The 14,141-nt window shown below is 61.0% G+C and carries 11 protein-coding genes; 6 read left to right on the forward strand and 5 right to left on the reverse strand.

The genetic code is table 11. The annotated features are described in order from the left end of the window. Positions 1-138 precede the first annotated feature (138 nt). Positions 139-942, forward strand: a complete 804-nt coding sequence (locus IVB23_RS11985) for a polysaccharide pyruvyl transferase family protein (RefSeq protein WP_061878627.1) — start codon at positions 139-141, stop codon at positions 940-942. A gap of 1 nt (position 943) precedes the next feature. Next, positions 944-2,059, forward strand: a complete 1,116-nt coding sequence (locus IVB23_RS11990) for a glycosyltransferase (protein ID WP_061878628.1) — start codon at positions 944-946, stop codon at positions 2,057-2,059. Between the two features lie 111 nt (positions 2,060-2,170). Here the strand turns inward: IVB23_RS11990 and IVB23_RS11995 are convergent, their stop codons facing one another. From IVB23_RS11995 to IVB23_RS12010, 4 genes are read right to left on the reverse strand one after another with little or no spacing between them, the layout of a single operon-like run. After that, on the reverse strand, positions 2,171-3,259 hold the full coding sequence (locus IVB23_RS11995; RefSeq protein WP_061878629.1) for an acyltransferase: 1,089 nt from the start codon (positions 3,257-3,259) through the stop codon (positions 2,171-2,173). After that, positions 3,256-4,362 carry an acyltransferase gene (locus IVB23_RS12000; protein ID WP_197967419.1) on the reverse strand — a complete coding sequence of 369 codons (1,107 nt, stop codon included), beginning with the start codon at positions 4,360-4,362 and terminating at the stop codon, positions 3,256-3,258. Before IVB23_RS12000 ends, IVB23_RS11995 begins: the two co-directional genes overlap by 4 nt. 9 nt (positions 4,363-4,371) lie before the next feature. Continuing rightward, a complete protein-coding gene (locus IVB23_RS12005; RefSeq protein WP_061878631.1) occupies positions 4,372-5,709 on the reverse strand; it encodes a hypothetical protein in 1,338 nt (445 codons plus the stop codon). Between the two features lie 7 nt (positions 5,710-5,716). Continuing rightward, positions 5,717-6,928 (reverse strand): acyltransferase, encoded by a 1,212-nt coding sequence (locus IVB23_RS12010; protein ID WP_197967420.1) that lies wholly within the window; start codon positions 6,926-6,928, stop codon positions 5,717-5,719. Between the two features lie 111 nt (positions 6,929-7,039). Between IVB23_RS12010 and IVB23_RS12015 the strand changes: the two genes are divergently transcribed. The 3 genes from IVB23_RS12015 to IVB23_RS12025 all read left to right on the forward strand — a co-directional run bounded on the left by IVB23_RS12015 (position 7,040) and on the right by IVB23_RS12025 (position 11,296). Next, positions 7,040-8,119, forward strand: coding sequence for a hypothetical protein (locus IVB23_RS12015; RefSeq protein WP_246515576.1), 1,080 nt, complete (start codon positions 7,040-7,042; stop codon positions 8,117-8,119). 31 nt (positions 8,120-8,150) lie between these two features. Beyond that, a complete protein-coding gene (locus IVB23_RS12020; RefSeq protein WP_247803657.1) occupies positions 8,151-10,352 on the forward strand; it encodes a Wzz/FepE/Etk N-terminal domain-containing protein in 2,202 nt (733 codons plus the stop codon). A 656-nt stretch (positions 10,353-11,008) separates the two neighbouring features. Beyond that, positions 11,009-11,296 (forward strand): hypothetical protein, encoded by a 288-nt coding sequence (locus IVB23_RS12025; protein ID WP_061878806.1) that lies wholly within the window; start codon positions 11,009-11,011, stop codon positions 11,294-11,296. A gap of 43 nt (positions 11,297-11,339) precedes the next feature. Here IVB23_RS12025 and IVB23_RS12030 read toward each other — a convergent pair whose 3' ends face one another. Continuing rightward, the gene (locus tag IVB23_RS12030) at positions 11,340-12,770 is read right to left on the reverse strand and encodes an undecaprenyl-phosphate glucose phosphotransferase (protein WP_061878805.1); all 1,431 of its coding nucleotides are present in this window, start codon (positions 12,768-12,770) and stop codon (positions 11,340-11,342) included. Positions 12,771-13,398: 628 nt separating this feature from the next. On the opposite strand from IVB23_RS12030, the gene IVB23_RS12035 reads away from it, so the two are divergent. After that, entirely contained in the window at positions 13,399-14,136 is a 738-nt protein-coding gene (locus IVB23_RS12035) for a metallophosphoesterase family protein (RefSeq protein ID WP_061878804.1), read from the forward strand. Positions 14,137-14,141: the final 5 nt, after the last annotated feature.

Genomic DNA, 14,141 nt, shown 5'->3' on the forward strand with positions numbered 1-14,141 from the left:
TTTCCGGTTAGGCCGACTTTCGTCGTTGAGCCATTGGCTGCAATGGTCCAATAGTCGCCTTGTTTACGAGGACACTACGGCAAGAAAGCAGCTACAATCCGAGGCAGCATGATTTTTCGGACCAATCTACGACGGTTGATGAACGAGGTCGGTTGCGACTTTATTCATCAGCTGCCGTATCCGCACGTGGACTTGTTCTTCTGGCGTCCCGACGACGGAACGATAAATTTCGGTGACTATCTTTCGGTCGTCGTCGTTGACCATCTCTTGCGGCATTTCGGCTATACGCTCGCCGACGAGGTGCCGCGGCAAACGCGCTTGTTCGCGATCGGCTCCGTGCTCCATTACGCGCGAAATGACGATGTGATCTGGGGCAGCGGCGTGAACGGACGCCCCGGCCAGGATGACCTCAATCGCCGCGTGCAGAACCTGGACGTGCGAGCGGTGCGCGGCCCTCGTACACAGGAGATTTTGCGGCGCCGGGGCATCGCGGTACCCGAAGTGTTCGGGGACCCTGCGTTGCTGCTCCCTCAGCTGTTTCCGAATCGCTTTCGCCCCACCGCCAAGAAGCCGTGGGTGTTTGTTCCGAATTTGCACGATTTGAGTCTTATCGACCGTGGCGCCGATACGGTGGTCTCACCGCTGGGATCATGGAACCGACGAATTGACGCCATTCTCGAAGCGGAGCTGGTTCTGGCAAGCTCGCTCCACGGCATCATTGTCGCCGAGGCATTCGGGATACCGGCTCGCTACGTGCGTCTGAGCAGCGGAGAATCCGAGTTCAAGTATCGTGACTATTACGAAGGCACCGGCCGGTTTGCCGTCGAGTTTGCCTCGAGCATTGACGAAGGTCGTGAAATGGGTGGGGCTGAGCGCCTCAACTTCGATCATCGTGCCCTGATGAGTGCATTCCCGATCGACCTCTGGAGCGGAAACAGCTGACATGGCCAAGCGCCTCCGCGTCGCCATCTACGCACCGCATTTTGCGGAATATTCCTATCGTCTCGCGTCGGGATTGGCTCGCCATTGCGACGTCCGGCTGGCGCTCAACCGCAAAGACGCGAACCAGCAATGGGAACTGGCCGATATCGCCGTGACCGCTCCATTCGAGACGAGAGTTCGCGACCTGAGCCTGCGCCGCGGCGGCGCGATCGGCATCCCGGCCTCCTTCCTGGACATAATTTCCTTTCGTCCCGACGTGATTCATTGTCACGAAGTTCCGGAGATCTACACGTCCAGGCTGATCCAGCTAATTCGTCCGCTCGGCATTCCGCTGGTGTTGACCGTTCACGATGCGATCCCGCATTCGGAAGGCGGCTCCGGTACGTCGCCGCGTGAAGATTCATGGCGGGGTCGCATGCGGGCAGCAGCATCCGTCGTCACCACGCATGGTGAGAGCTGCATCGCCGATTTTCGCCGCGCCTCGCCCGACTTCAAAGGCGAAACCGTCTCCAGCATGCACGGCGTGCTCATGGTTCCACCGGCCGGGAGTGCGGTCACCGCGCCTGAAGCTGCACGCATCCTGTTTTTTGGGCGGATGTGGGCTTACAAAGGTCTCGACGTTTTCATCGATGCGCTCGACATGTTGGCCAGGCGCGGTGTGGCCCATGAAGCGATCGTCGCCGGCCGCGGCCCCGAGATGACACGGCTCGGCGCGCGGATGGAGGCAATGCCGACGGTCAAGACCATCAACGCCTACATCTCGCCTGCCGATACCGGGCGACTGTTTCAATCCGCGACCGTTGTCGCCCTGCCCTACAAGGATGCAACGCAGAGCGGCGTGCTTGCATCTGCCTATGGCAACTCCCGGCCCGTCGTTGCCAGCGCGACCGGCGGCATTCCCGACGTCGTGACCGATGACGTCAACGGGCTGCTGGTCCCGCCCGGCGATGCCACGGCACTGGCCGACGCGCTCGAACGCGTGCTGACCTCCAAGCCTCTGGCCGAGACATTGACCGAAGGCGCACGGCAAACCGCGGCCGGCCTCCTCAACTGGGATCGCATCGCTGAAGGTCTGCTGGGGTCCTATCACAAGCTCGCCGGTCGCACCGTGAGCTGAGCGGCATGATCCGGAAAAGTACGCAGCGGTTTTCCGAAAAGCTCATGCTCAAACGACAATCCAAAGCGCGATGACGATTCATCCTTATCGCATCGCGCTTCAGCGGCGCCCTCAAACCGATTGCTCGATCTGCGGCCGGGAGAACATGCTGCGGATCGCGCCGTCCAGCAATCGCCTTAGCCTGACCTCGATCAGCTCATAGCTGATCGCGCTTGCAACCAGCGACACCACCAGCCCAAGCCCGATGAAGGCGGTCCACAGCAGCCAGCGGTCGACGCCGGCGGCGACCAGCTTCAGGCCGATCACCTGCAGGGGGAACAGCACGAAGGGGTGCACCAGATAGAGGCTGTAGCTGATCTTGCCGACATATTGCAGCGCCGGTAGGCTCAGAGCCCTGCCGAGGCCCGAGTCCGGAGCGAGCACCATGCCAAACAGCAGAAATCCCGGAATGAGCCCGACGAAGGGGTGAAACAGCACCAGGCTCGCATACAGCGCAGCTCCGCAAGCAAGGCCCGCGAGCAAGCCGATGCGTCCCGGAATCGAGATGCGGAATCCCGTGGCGCTGAACAGCATGCCGATGCAGAAGAAGGCGGTGATCGGCCAGTGCATCAGGCAGGCGATGCCAAGCAGGACCAGGGGCGCCGCCAGCAATCTGCCACCGGTGCGCCACACCGAGAACGTCAGCGCAAACCAGATGTAGAACGCCCACTCGTATGTCAATGTCCAGGCGTTCTGCTGGGCGATGGGCAGGCCGAGCGCGTCCTGCACGAAGAACAGATTGGCCGCAAAGATCGCGAGGTAGCTGCTCAGATCGATGCCGCGGAAGAACTTGTAGGCCACGATCGGACCGATCGCGAACAGCGCAAGATGCAGCACGACGAACACCGGCATGATGCGCAGGACGCGGTCGAAGAAGAACCGTGACAGCGACCCGTGCCGCACCAGGCTCGCCGGGATCAGGAATCCGCTGATCATGAAGAATAGTTCGACGCCGTGCCCGCCGACATTGATCACCGATTGCAGCCAGGGCCAGAGCGGCGGCAGGAAGCCGGGATCCGGGATGTCGTACATGCCCCCCTTCGGCATGTCGTAGAAATGATCCATCAGCACGCTCAGCGCAGCGATCGCGCGAAGGCCCTGGACCGACGGAACGAACGATCCGTCATAGGCAGTGCCCGGCTGGTGGGGTGTTTTGATCACTCTGCGGCACCCTGGGTGCTGAGGGCCGGCTCGAGAATGACAGGTTTTCTCCGCGCCGAGCGGAACCTCTGCCCGAAGGAAATGCTGGGCTTCTCGATGAAGGCAAATGTCATCCAGCTGACCAGGATCGACAACGCAAGGATCACGGCCAGGAAGATCGACCATCCCAGCGGCCCGTCGCCGAACCAGAACAGGCGGTGGACGACCACGATCACGAACGGCGACATCAGGTAGACCGAATAGCTGATCACACCGACGAACGCCATCGGACGCCACGCCATTCGCTCGCCGAACACGGCAAAGGCGATGAAGACCAGCGCCGCGCAGACATAGGCCGATCCGATCGAATAGCTGTAGAAGAAATTCTCGTGATAGACGCCTCCGAAACGCCGATCGGACAGGGCGGCGGCGAAGATCGCATACAGCAGCGTGCAGACGGCCACATGGGTCCATCGCAGCTTGCCGCCAATGACGGTGTCGCGGATGATCTTGCCCAGGAACATCGCCGACAGGTTCAACCCGACCTCCATCACGGAGGATACGGTTCTGTTCTCGATCAGAAGCGCAGCGGTCGTTCCGACCAGCGCGGCCGCGACGACGATCGTCACCGCCGTGAAGCGCTGGTTCAACAGTCCCATCGCAAAGAGGATCGTGCATCCGACGTAGAACAAGAGCTCGATCGCCAGCGTCCAGTAGAACACCCAGAGGTTCGGGACGTTCACGAAGGTCTGTAGCATCGTCACGTTGGCGGCGACCTGCCCCAGCGGATAGACTTTCGAATTGAGCAGCTGCATCGTCACGAGCCCGACGACGAGCGAGGTCCAGTAGGCCGGATAGAGCCGGAAGAAGCGGCTGATCGTAAAGTCCCGCACGGGCGTGGCGCTGTCCGGAAAGCTGAACGGAATGACGAAGCCGCTGACGAAGAAGAAGAGGACGACGCCGAACCGGCCGAAGTTCATGTAGTAGCCGAACACGTCATGGATGGGCCGGTAAAAGGCGCCCGTCGGGTGCTGCTCGACGATCACCTCGAATACGTGCTGAACAAGGACCGACAGCACGGCGATGCCGCGCAGCGTGTCGATGAATGCGAGCCGTCTATGCATCGTTCGTTCTCACCTGCTTCCGCTCGCCGCCGGTAGATCCGGACCGAAGCCATCCAATGGTCGTATCGGCGGCCGCATGACGATCGGCACGGCGTCGGCCCCGCGTGCGGAGGTGGCACGCCGCGAGAACACTTCGCTGAAACTCAATGCGATGATCAGCAGGCCGGAGGCTGGGCCGTAATTCAGGACCGTGATCGTGAACAGGTTGACGACGAAGAGAAGCGTCAGCTTGTACACGTCGGTCGCACCGAACGTTGCCCGAAACACCATCACCATGAACGCGACGAAGGGAAGACCGAACATCAGGTACGTCCCGATGTAGAAATTGTCGACCGGCACCCAGTAGGGCGAAAGCGGCGAGAACAGCTTCTGCGGATAGTTGAAGCAGCCCGCGCCGCAACCCGTCACGAGGCCTATCGGCATGAGCTGGCTCATATAGACGAAGGGCAACTGCCAGCTGTTGTTGATGCGATCGAGAATGCTGAACAAGGTCGAGTGCGGCACGGCGGCGGTGCCGGAGGCGACCACGATCATGAAGAACGGCACGAAGATCGCGACGAAGGACCACTGTGCAATGGACCGGATCGCGGGGAAGCGCGATCTTTCCGGCAACATCCGCACGAACACCAGCAAGAGCAAATAGAGCACGAGGACGATCATGGTCGTCTTGCTCGTGGTCAGCTTGGTGGCATAGATCGCGATGGAGCCGAACAGGAGGCACCACGTCGTGCTCATGCGAATGGAGGTGATCGCGAACGACACCAGGATGAAGAAGGCCGCCATGGTATTGTCGGCTGCAAAGCCCATGAGGCGCTGGTCGTCGCCGCCATAGGCCCACCACAACCGGCCGGCCTCGCGTACGGCGCCGAAGGCCTCGTATTTGTAGCCCACCCAAGGCATCAGGTAGAACTTCGTCAGGAAAACGCCGATCACGGACAGGTAGAAAGTCACAGCGATGACCGACAGCAGCTTTCGGTATGAGCCCAGGCTCGAATCGCAGAAGCAGAATCCGACGAAGACCGGCAGCATCATCTTGAACGATGAGATCGCTGCGTTCATCGTCCCCATCATGAAGTAGCCCAGCACGAGCGACAGCATGATCTGCACGAGCACCAGCAGAGCCAGCGTGCTGCGACTGCGCAGGACACAATGGACGAAGAACTGGGCGAGGCACAGGAGCGCAACGCCGTCGGGCACATACCACAGCGCATCCATGTGATAGATGCTGGTATAGTAGCGCATCACGCCGCCGAAGGCGTCGCGGACCAGATAGGCGCCGAGCGCGATCGCCTCGATGTTGAGGCTGATCAGCGTGATTTTCGGCCGGTTCAGCGCGAGGATGGTCATGTCCGGCTCAGTTCGTCGGCCGCGCCGATGGCGCCGGTGAGGCGGAGAAATCGGTCCGGCTCCCGAGAGCGTTCCGCATCCACTTGCCGCCGGGAATCTCGACGTAGCGATAAGTGAAGTGCGAAACCACGAGCACCGCGGCCAGCGAGACGACCAGGTTCAGCGTGGCCGGCAGGCCCGCCCAGACCGAATCCAGCGCAGCGATCCGCCCGGCTCCCACGGCCCGTACGAAATATTCGGCCAGCAGCACCACGAGCGCGTGCACCATATAGATGGAGTAGGAACGGCGACCGAGCCAGACCAGCGGCTTGGCCACCAGCATCCGCGGCACCAGCAGCGCATCCGGAAAGGCCAGCAGACTGCCAAGGAAGACCGCGAACGTCACCGGCGCGAGGAAAGTTGCCGCAGGATTGGTCTCCGCCAGGGACACCAGGACGATGCTGGCGATCATGGCGACGAATTGCAGCATGCCCTGCACGGCAGGACCCGGCTTCGCCGGCAGGCGATCGACGATCCTGACCGTCAGCACGCCCAGGAAGAAGCTCACGAAGCAGCGCAGGATCCCGAAATCGGTCTGAAGCCCGAGGCTCCTCTTGTCGAGCACGAAGATGATGAAGACCAGGCTGCCGACGGCAAGCGCCCCGCACAGGACGTAGAACCACAACAAGGAACGCATGCGCTGGGCCAGCAGTACGATCAGACCGAACACCAGATAGGTATAGAACTCGACGCTGATGCTCCAACTCGGCGCGTTCCAGCTGAGATAGTCGATGAACCCCATGGAGTGCAGCAGCAGGACGTTGAGAACGAAGGAATAGGCGTTGTTCACCTCGAAGGCCGCCGGCGCGGCCACCACGACGCCGGCCATGACCAGGCTGATGCGCAGGAGGCGAAACAACAGATTTGCCAACAGCATGACGATGTGCAGCGGATAGACCCTCGCCAGGCGCCGCACCATGAATTCGCGCAACGAGAAGCGCCCGAAGTCGCTCTCGACATAGCTGAGCGACATAACGATCCCGCTGAGAACAAAGAACAAATCGACCAACAGCCAAGCGCTCCTGAAGAACGAGCAGTTGATCCACGCATTGTGCGGGAACGCCGCGAGGAAAGTCGGCATCAGCAGCAGGTGGTGAATCACCACCGAAGTCGCGGCGATCCCCCGAATGCTGTCGAGCGGCAGGACATGCGTCTTCTCACGATGAACCGACTCCGTCACATCAACATTCCATAGCTATTGCACCGCAGCAGTGTGTATCAGGTCTCGCGCATGTTCAATCTTCGCGATCGCGGACTCGCGCTCGATGCATGACGATCGACGATAGTTTCAATGCTCGCAGATCATTCCGACATGCGAGCGCCAACTTCACGCCACTTTTTGTTCGAGGGCGCGCATGCTTCGGGCGCAAATTTCATGAGCCGTGATGATTGCGAGTATTTGCGTGGAAAGTGTGCGCGAAATTCGGCGCTGTTGCGGTGGGGCGCAGCGACATTGATCCCGGATCTCTTCGCATGCAGATGTCGCATATGTCGCGCGGACATTTTTCGGCAGGAAGGGAACAATGTCCGCGTATGGCGCTTGTGTCCGTTTTGCGACGCGTGCTTGCGGCGCTTTGACGGGCGAACGCCTCATTTGTTTTCAGGTTGCAACATTCCTGGGCGCAAGCATGCCGATCTCGCAGGCATTGCATCTCCCGCTCTTGCAACCGATCGGAAGCAGCTAACGCATTCGTTGTGGGCGATCGGTGTATCGAGCTTTTGCGCCGCACAAAAATTGACACAGTTGACTGGCAAGTTTCGCGTGTTCTCCTACTGCAACAGGGACGACGAAGGGACACGGATGGGCTGCGGAGCGACACGTCGTCACATGAAGCCGCGATGGCTCCCGATCGCCTTCGCGGGCTCTGCCCTGATTCTCATCAGCGTCGATGCTTGCCATGCGCAGTGCGTCGAATTCTCGGACCGCGCCTCGCAGCTCGAACTCGACACCTTCGTCAAGTCGCCCTCCTCGCTGCTGGAGCGGCTGCGCAATGACAAGGAGAAGTTGCGATTTCGGCTCTCCACCTATATCGCGACGGATCCATCAGTGTTGCCGTCCGTGCAGACGCTCATCTCCGCATCGGCTTCAGCCGATCGGACAGGCATCGGCGCCGCGCTGCGGATAGCCGAAGGGCGGTGCACGTCGACGAAGCCTGACGCGGCGCGCAAGATCAGGGATTTTGCACAGCGGATCGGAGATCTCAACGTGCAAGCAGGCTATTCCGCAGCGGGAGAGGACAACTCCGGCGCCCAGCAGGCCCAATCGCAAGGCAAGGGACTTGCACAGCCGCGCCGAGGCGGAGCCCTTCTCGAGGGCGAATGGAAGACCAAGCTGGCCGACCCGTTCAAACCCGTCCCCCTTCCGAATTGATCAGCGACCGTCAAAGGCAGCGAATTCACAGATGTATCAGCCTAGAGAGCACTTTCAGTCGGGCCACCGTTTCGGTATCGAGTTCGGCGGAGCGGTCCTCAGCTTCGAGCGCGTGACCGATGTGCTGCGCCGCCAGTGGCCGATCATTGCGGCGTGCGTCGGAGCTTCGCTGGCCCTGGTGATCGTGTACCTGGCCACGGCGCAACCCATGTATACGGCGAATGCCCGCATCATGATGGATACGCGTCAGGCGCAGGTGCTGGACAAGGACAGCAACACCAGCAGCGCTCTGATCGATACCGGCTATGTCGACAGCCAGGTCGAAATCATCAACTCGGACGACCTGATTCTGTCCGTTGTCCGTCGCCTGAAGCTGACGGAGGATCCGGAGTTCAATGGTTCGAGTCCGGGCCTCCTCTCCCTCATCATCGGCAAGGTCACGTCGCTATTCGGCTCCCGCGAGCCCGCGTCCCAGGAACGAATCGAACATGCCGTGGTCGAGCAGATTCAGAAGGACCTGCGAACGGAGCGCGTCCTCGCCACATATGTCCTGTCGCTGAGCTATCGCTCGCGGAGCCCCGACAAGGCCGCCAAGATCGCCAACGCCGTCGCCAATGCCTACCTTGTCGGCGCCCTCGAAGCCAAATATCAATCCACAAAGCGGGCAACCGAGTGGCTTCAGCAGCGCAGCCTCGAGCTGAGCGAGCAGGCGACGGCCAGCGACCGCGCCGTGCAGACCTTCAAGGCCGAGCACAACATCGTCGGTACCAGCCGCGGCCTGATGTCCGAGCAGCAATTGTCGGACCTGAACACGCAGCTGGTTCAGGCGCGGGCTGCGACCGCCGAGGCCAAGGCCCGGCTCGACCGGATCGACGCAATCTCCGATCAGGATCTCGCCCAGCCGACGGTGACGGACGCTCTCAACAACTCGGTCATTACCCGTCTCCGCGCCCAATATCTCGACCTCCAGGCCCAATATTCCGACTGGTCCAGGCGCTACGGCAAGCAACATCTTGCGGCGGTCAATTTGGCCAACAAGATGGAGGAGCTGCGCAAGAATATCGCCGATGAGCTGCGTCGGATCGGCGACGCTTATCGCAGCGACTACGAGATCGCAAAGAGCCGCGAGGCGTCGCTCGAAAAGAACGTGAAGGAGCTCGTTGCCCAGGCGGGCCACACCGGCCAGGCCGAAGTCAAGCTGCGCGATCTCGAAAGCGCCGCCGACACCTATCGCAATCTCTACAACAACTTCCTCGAGAAGCTGCAGAGCGCGACGCAGAACCAGAGCTTCCCGCTCAGCGAGGCGCGTCTCATCAGCACCGCCGCCAAGCCGGATCGCAAGAGTTCGCCGCGCACGGTCCTGGCGCTGGTGGGAGGCCTGGTGGGCGGTCTCTGTCTCGGCTTCGGCGTCGCTTTTGCGCGGGAGCTGCTGAGCGACGTGCTGCGGACCCCCGGCGAGGTCGAGGACGAGCTCGGCGTGAAATGTCTCGGCGTCCTGCCCGATATTCGGTCGTCCACGAAGGCCGGCCCATCCGATCTGTCCCGCTACGTCGTTGACCACCCATTCTCGCGGTTTGCCGAGACGCTGCGCAACATCAAGGTGTCGATCGACGTTGCCCGCCTGACCCGCGAGATCAAGGTGATCGGCATCGTCTCTTCCCTTCCCAAGGAAGGAAAAACGACTGTCGCCGCCAATTTCGCGCAGTTGGTCGCCCTGACGGGGCACCGCACGGTTCTGATCGACGGCGATCTGCACACGCGCTCGCTGACGCGAGAGCTCGCGCCCAATGCCAAGAGCGGACTGGTGGAGGCGCTGAACGATCCCGCGAGCCTCGGCTACCACGTGCAGCGGAGCAAGGAAACGGGACTGGATTTCCTCCCCTCCGTCGTAGCTTCCCGCATGGTGAATTCGGCCGACGTCATCGGATCGAAGGCGATGGCCGAACTGCTCAAGGTGCTGAGAGACCACTATGAGTACATCGTGATCGATCTTGCCCCGGTGATGCCGGTGGCGGATTCGAAGGCCGTGAGCTTCCTGATCGATGCCATGGTCTACGTCATCGAATGGGGACAGACGACACGAAGCGCTCTTCAGGAGTCGGTTTCCGGCTCGGAAGTCCTTCAGAAGAAACTGCTCGGCGCCGTGCTCAACCGCGCCAACCCGAAGATGCTCAAGCGCATCGAGGCCTACAAGGGCAAGCACCACAACAGCTATTACGTCGAGCATGCCTGAAGCGCAGGCGCGGCGACTGGCTTTAGGTTGAATTGATTGCCGCGGGTCGGTCGCCTCTCCCGCTTGCGGGAGAGGCGTAGGCCGCCTCCAGCGGCCGTCGTCTCAAAAGACGCCGAGGCAAAGCCTCGGCTATGGCGAAGCGCCGGGTGAGGGCTTCTCCTCTTGGGGATTGTCCCATTGCGGAACCCCCCTCTCCCGCAAGCGAGAGAGGGGGCCACTACCGTCGTCGCAGCCGATCAATCCTCATTTCATCGCGCTTTAGCCGAACTGGACGACCCCGGGCCCGTTACCGGTTGGCGGCGGGCCTTATTCGTGCTTAGCGGGATTGCCGCGCGAAAGGCCATCGGGTGCGTCTTCGCGCACGAGACAGCTCGAGCCCGTCGGGCGATAGGAGATTGTGCCAGGCACGCCCGGGCTGCTCGGGCCTCCGTATTCGTCCGGAATCCACAACTTGCGGTTATTGCTCTAGCCAAAAGCAAGGATTGGCGACAAAATGGTGGCTCAGACAATGCCACCATCGGCGCGACCTCCGTCGGAAAAGACGAGACAATCCTGGCCTTGATGCCTCAAAATGCTGAAACTTTAGGCATCTTTCTTTCTCGGTATCCTGAGGCTAATCTCGCCTCATATTCGCAGTTCCTTTTCCGGTGGCTCGGATGCTGATCGTACTTACGATTCTGACGATTTGGGTTCTGCTCAACATTCTATTCGTGTTGATTGTAGTTCCCCCGCGCAAGCCGCTTCGGCAACCTATGACGACGACGCTCTCACCGGCGCCCATCGACCCAAGCCAGCGTGAGATCGAGCATGACGAACCCTTCTCGATCCGCCATGTCATCGTCTCCGTTGCAATGGGGGCCTTCTTCGTGCTCGTGCCGCCGTTGCTCGCCCTGCGCGATGCAATCATGCGGCTCTTCGGCAGGCCGCCGCGCAGCGGAACCTAAGGCCCTCAGGCCGGAGGTTCCAGCCAATTCAGAAATCGACCGACTAATAGGCTTCCTGGAACATCACTGCGGACGCAGTGCGGGCCATGATCTTCAGGTCGAGCCAGATGCTCCAGTTGCTGACGTACCAGACGTCGTACTCGACCCGCTTCTCCATCAGGTCGATCGTCGGCGTTTCTCCCCTGAATCCGTTCACCTGGGCCCAGCCGGTCAGGCCCGGCTTCATGTGATGGCGGTAGACGTACTTGCTGATGAGCTCGTCGTAGTAATTGTCGTGGGCGAGCGCGTGCGGGCGCGGGCCAACCAGTGACATGTCCCCACGCAGCACGTTCCAGAGCTGCGGCAGCTCGTCGATGCTCGTCATGCGCAGGAAGCGCCCGATCTTGGTGACCCGAGCATCCCTCTTGGTCGCCTGCGTCACTGTCTCGCCGTTCTCACTGACGGTCATCGTCCGAAATTTCCAGATCTCGAACGGCCTGCCGTTAAAGCCGCGGCGCGACTGCCGGAATATGACGGTTCCCGGGGAATCCAGCTTGATCAGCACGGCAACGGTCAGCAACAGCGGCGTCAGCATCACAAGCGCGAACACAGCGATGCCGACGTCGAGACAGCGCTTCTGCAGCCGCTCGAGGATAGTGAGCGGGGGCCGCTGGATCTCGACCGCGACGGTTCCGCTGACCGGCAGAAAGGGACGGGTCACCAAGTCAGCGACCGGGTCGTCCGGCAGCAGGCGAATGGGCTGCGGGACGGCGCGCAAATATGGCCCGAGCTTGCGCAGCATCGGCAATTCGTTCCAGTCGATCGCAAGCAGGTATTCATCGACATCAGCCGAACGCGACTGGCGGATGACGTCGCGGATCTGACGCTCCCAGTGCCCATCATCCCGGTCGGCTCCGAGCACGAAATGGCGCGTGACGTCGAAGCCATTCCTCCGCAGATCCTTGAAGCGGTTCGAGGTGAAGTCGAGCGGCTTCAGGCTGAGCAGGATCACCTTGCGGTCGACCAGCCGGCTTCTCGCAAAGCTCATGCCGAACACGGCCTGCCAGCCGAAGCGGAGGCTGATCAAGCCAAGGCCGCCGATCAAGGCGAACACGATGACGGCGCCACGCGATAGGTTGTCGGTCGATTTCAGCAAGAAGGCCGCAACGGCTAGGATCGTGAGCGACGTCAGCCAGATAAACACCGCCATTCGAAGCTGCCATACGAGATTGAGCAGGCGGTGCGTGGAATAGACGTCGCGGAAATAGGCTACCCCGACGAACACCACGCCGACAAACAATCCGGCTCCCACCGACGCGCCATCGGGAGGCGAAGCGACGGCCATACCATACAGCGAAGCACCCGCCGCATAGCTCAGCAGGATCAACAGAAAGTCAGCACCGATGACGACGATCTGAAAAGGCCTCTGAAGAGCGCTGCCGCGCGCAGATGACAGCGCATGAGCATTCTCAGAACCATAAGTTGCAACAGCCATTCGAACCTCTGCCTATCGAGAGAGTGCCTGACGCTCATCGTGATGCTGAAGACTCGTCACTTCCCCGCAGTGAAAGTGTTGTTTGATCGCAGCGACATTGTGGCGCTGCACGCAAAACTTTTGCGGCGCACGGATGACGCGTCGTGTTGAAATGCGCAGCGAAATTCGACGCGCTGAAAATGTCGTCACAGTGCTGACATATGAGCGGACGGACTGCCCTATTTTGAATCAAGTTCCGCGTCCAATGCGATGCCAGTCGTTGCATCACGCGACTTCGCTCAACTTTGAGGCGGCGCGTTGCTTCCGCCGAAAGCAAAGCCGGGTCGACACGAGAATCTCCTCGGGCTTCAATCTGTGGATGCATGCGAAGATTTCTGCCGAGTGATGCAGACTTGCCGCAAGCTTCGGCGCAGCGATGCAATTCCCGCGGATCGCTCCTGTTCCTGCATGCGCTGTTCCTGCGCCCCCGACCCAAGGCCGGCAAAAAATGCCGCGCCCTTCTTTTGGCGTGATCAGGTCGGAGAACAAGACGCGGCCCCACCGAATTCACGTTATTCGAGTTGGATGGAAGCTCTCCGGTGCCGACGACTTGGGGATATTGTTTCGACCACCGGATCGATTGAGCGCCATGATATCCCTCGTGCGACCACGCCCGCCCGCTCCCAAACCGCAATTGCCGGACGGAGTGAGGATCTATGCGATCTCGGATATTCACGGCTGCGCGCATTTGCTCCAGCCGATGCTGCGGGTGATCGACGCCGACGTCGCGCGCAGCCGGCCACGCTATGCCGTCGAAGTCTTCATGGGCGATTACATCGATCGCGGCCCGGATACGCGCTCCACCCTCGACATCCTGATCGAGCGGAGCCGCCGAGGAAATGCGGTTTTCCTCAAGGGCAACCACGAGGCTTTCCTGGTCAGGGTGTTCGAAGACCCTTCACTATTCGAGGACTGGATTGCCGTCGGCGGGACCCAGACATTGATGTCCTACGGGCTTGCGCCGCCGGACCTCAAGCGCGACGAGCCGGCATCGATCCTGCGCGATTTGATTCGCGCGATGCCGACCGAGCATCTGGAATTCCTGGACAATCTGCGGTTGAGTTTCAGTTGCGGAGACTTCTTTTTCGTCCATGCCGGCGTTCGCCCGGGCGTGCCGTTGGCCGAGCAGACGGAGCGCGATCTGCTCTGGATTCGCGAGGAATTCCTCCGGAGCGAAGAGCAGTTCGGCAAGTATATCGTCCATGGTCACACGCCGGTGCGCAGCGCGGAATTCCTGACCAACCGCGTCAACATCGACACCGGCGCCTATGCGACCGGCAACCTCACGCTGATGAGCATCCAGGGAAGCCGCATGCTCGCGGTGTGATACGG

The organism is Bradyrhizobium sp. 191 (genome assembly GCF_023100985.1).
Taxonomy (GTDB): domain Bacteria; phylum Pseudomonadota; class Alphaproteobacteria; order Rhizobiales; family Xanthobacteraceae; genus Bradyrhizobium; species Bradyrhizobium diversitatis.

Bases quoted from the DNA above. Each gene is read 5' to 3' on its own strand.
- IVB23_RS11985 (WP_061878627.1), top strand. From the start codon at position 139: ATGAACGAGGTCGGTTGCGACTTTATTCATCAGCTGCCGTATCCGCAC.
- IVB23_RS11990 (WP_061878628.1), top strand. From the start codon at position 944: ATGGCCAAGCGCCTCCGCGTCGCCATCTACGCACCGCATTTTGCGGAA.
- IVB23_RS12000 (WP_197967419.1), bottom strand. From the start codon at position 4,362: ATGCATAGACGGCTCGCATTCATCGACACGCTGCGCGGCATCGCCGTG.
- IVB23_RS12005 (WP_061878631.1), bottom strand. From the start codon at position 5,709: ATGACCATCCTCGCGCTGAACCGGCCGAAAATCACGCTGATCAGCCTC.
- IVB23_RS12015 (WP_246515576.1), top strand. From the start codon at position 7,040: ATGCTCGCAGATCATTCCGACATGCGAGCGCCAACTTCACGCCACTTT.
- IVB23_RS12020 (WP_247803657.1), top strand. From the start codon at position 8,151: ATGTATCAGCCTAGAGAGCACTTTCAGTCGGGCCACCGTTTCGGTATC.
- IVB23_RS12025 (WP_061878806.1), top strand. From the start codon at position 11,009: ATGCTGATCGTACTTACGATTCTGACGATTTGGGTTCTGCTCAACATT.
- IVB23_RS12030 (WP_061878805.1), bottom strand. From the start codon at position 12,770: ATGGCTGTTGCAACTTATGGTTCTGAGAATGCTCATGCGCTGTCATCT.
- IVB23_RS12035 (WP_061878804.1), top strand. From the start codon at position 13,399: ATGATATCCCTCGTGCGACCACGCCCGCCCGCTCCCAAACCGCAATTG.